At 48.7% G+C, this 2,995-nt stretch carries 1 pseudogene; it reads left to right on the forward strand.

Annotation, left to right across the window (positions count from 1 at the left end):
- Positions 1–2,995 (forward strand): annotated as a pseudogene (locus tag ACOJS8_RS05125) (hypothetical protein); the annotation flags it as partial.

Genomic DNA, 2,995 nt, shown 5'->3' on the forward strand with positions numbered 1-2,995 from the left:
GTGTTCAGATGGTGGGCGCATCGGCCAGCGGGCACCCGTCGCAGTTAATCGTCAGATACAATGGAAAACCCGCTTTTAAAGCCAGCAGCCGCCGATTTGATTTCACTACGTCGCTGAATGATTCTACAACCATAGCCGATAGTGGTTTCAATGGGGGAGGGGCTACCAAAGCCAAAGCATTTATTTCGGCCAATTCAGCCGCTTTTGTTGGGTACGTTGATACAGATTCAGTTACCCACCCGTCTGTTAAATTTCGCTACGATAAAAACCAGCGCATCGCCTGGCTCGACCGTGAACAACGTACTGATTATGCCCGCGTTCCTTATGCCGATTCGTATCACAAATTTTACATTTTACCGGAGATAACCCGATGGGATTTGCCACGCCGAAAAGTCGATTTCTATCAGGTTGGGGCTAAACAGGAAGTACCCGTTCGGTTTGAGTCGTTCGATTATTTTCAGCCGCAGCGCTATTCCGATCTATCGGTCGACTATGGGTTTCATCCGTTGCAGATTGTCTCGAATTACGTAGCAACGAAAAAGCAACAGACCTTTCTGGATGAGGATATTGTCGATTTTGCAAAAGGAAACCGGGTTAATCCGAGATCGTTACGGGGCGCATTGAACCGCATGGTCATTGAGGGATATCTGGATCGCGACCCGGTAACGAACGTAATGCGGTTGAGCCGTAAGGGGGTGCTCTACATATTGGCTTACGCGCAAAAACGTGACTATGACAACTTTCAGGTGAAATCCATATTCCCATCTACGGACAGCATCAAAAATGCGACGATTAACCTGGAAGATAAAATGCTGACGATTCGGGGCGTTGATGAATTTACGCTCTCGGATTCGCTAAAAATAGTCGGCTATCCGTCCGACAAAACGCTACGTATCGGTAAAGGGCGCGCTTTTACGCTGAATGGTCAGCTCAAGGCCGGTACGTTACGATACGCAGGCCGAGATCTTAAGTTTGATTACGACAAGTTTGCCGTAGGTCTTAATAAAATCGATTCGATTACATTCTCGTCGCAGAAGTTGGCTGCTCAGGGAAAAGACTCGGAAATGGGGGGCGACATCAAGTACGAGAATCCGGGTATGGTTTACCTTAGCAGTTCGGATAATAAATCGGGACGTATCGCCGGAAAAAAATCGACACAGCGCCTGGTCATGCCGGAAGGAATGACCGTTTATTTTAATCAGCCGAACCGGGGCGATAAAATCTATAACCAGAAGGTATATTTCAAGATTCCGGCCATCGATAATGACAGTCTGGGTAAGGGCGATATTGCGTTTGTCGGTACGTTCCACTCCGATGGTATCTTTCCGCCGTTCAAAGCGACGCTTAAAACCATGCCCGACAATACGCTCGGGTTCGAACACAAGGCTCCTGCTACGGGCTATCCGGTTTACAGCGATAAGAAAGGGGGAGGCTCATCGACTATCAAATTCGTAGGTGACCTGACGATGGACAAAAACGGTTTGCATGCGGATGGCGTATTGAATCACCTGACGGCCAGCCTGAACGCCAAGAATATGCTGTTCATGACTGATTCATTGACAGCATCAGGCGATAAAGGCGAGATTAAGGAAGGGCTAAGCGGCAAAGCTTACTTTCCGCATGTACAGCTCAATAATTATCAGTTGAAATGGTGGCCCAAAGCCGATAGCATGGCCATTATCACCCAGAAGAAAAACTTTGTTTTCTACGGCGCTACCACCAACCTCGACGGCGATCTGGTGCTACGTTCGTCGGGATTGTTTGGGCGTGGTACGCTACGTCGGAAAGATTCGGAACTGGTTTCCAACAGCATTAAATTCAATAAAGAAGGATTTCTGGCAAGTAATGCGCAGTTCAAAGTACTGTCGGATAAGGTCGTAAATGGAACGGCGGCCGTGGCTAAACCGATGTTACTCGGCACGGCTATCGACGTTGATTTCAATCAGGTAAAATCAGTGGTCAACCTGTCGATTAACCGGAATCAGAGCGTGATAGATGATACCCTGCAATCGAGTCTGGAATTTCCGTCGGCGGCCTATAAAACCAGCATCAGCAAAGCCCAGTGGAATATTCTTGCCAAAAATATCGTGATGAAAGGCGATGTAAAAACCTCTACGTTTACGGCTACAGCCGAAGAACAAGAGGGGCTAACCTTTAACGGGTCGGGCGCTGTGTATGACGTCGAGAAAATGACGCTCAACATTACGGGCGTTCCTTACGTAACGTCGGCCGATGCGCGGATTTATCCCGACAAAGGCGCTGTGAGCATCAAACGGAATGGTGAGATGCTGGCGCTGAAAAACGCGAAACTGGAGTTAGATACCATCAGTTTGTTCCACCGGCTGAAGAACGGAAATATTCAAATTTTATCCCGCACCAAATTTACTGGCGACGCTACGTATCAGTTTGCCACGGCAAAAGGTGATACGGCCAGTATTAAAATGGGGAGTTTTGAGTTGAAAGAGGCTCCGGTTGTCGCTTCCAGTACGTTAACCGCCGATACGAAAAAGCCCGCGAAAGGTCGGAAAAACGGTGCTCAGCCAGCTACTACGTATTTCACGGTTGCCCGCGCCGAAGTGGACGAAGACGATAATCTGCAATTAGCCCCGAAAATGCTTTACAAAGGCGCCATTCTAATGCAGGCTCCTCAGCCTGATCTGGCAATGGATGGGTTTATCAAACCGGCGCTAAAAAAACGCCAGGATCTGGTGGGCGGATGGATTCCGTTCAAGGAGAAAGTGGCGGAACGACTGGAGATTAAGGTAGACAAAAATCTGAAAAATGAGGGTGGACAACCGCTGGTGGCCGGTATTCATTTCCGGCTGGGTAACGCAGGCCTTTATCCTACGTTCCTCTCGCCGAAGGAAGACCCGAAAGATGACGATTTGTTTACGGCGACTGGTGTTATGCAGTACGACGAAAAAGACAAAGTGTACCGTATTGCGTCAAAAGCCAGCGATTTGACGAGCCAAACCGAAGAAGCGCCTGCACCGAC

The organism is Spirosoma sp., assembly GCF_048594605.1.
Classification (GTDB): Bacteria; Bacteroidota; Bacteroidia; order Cytophagales; family Spirosomataceae; genus Spirosoma.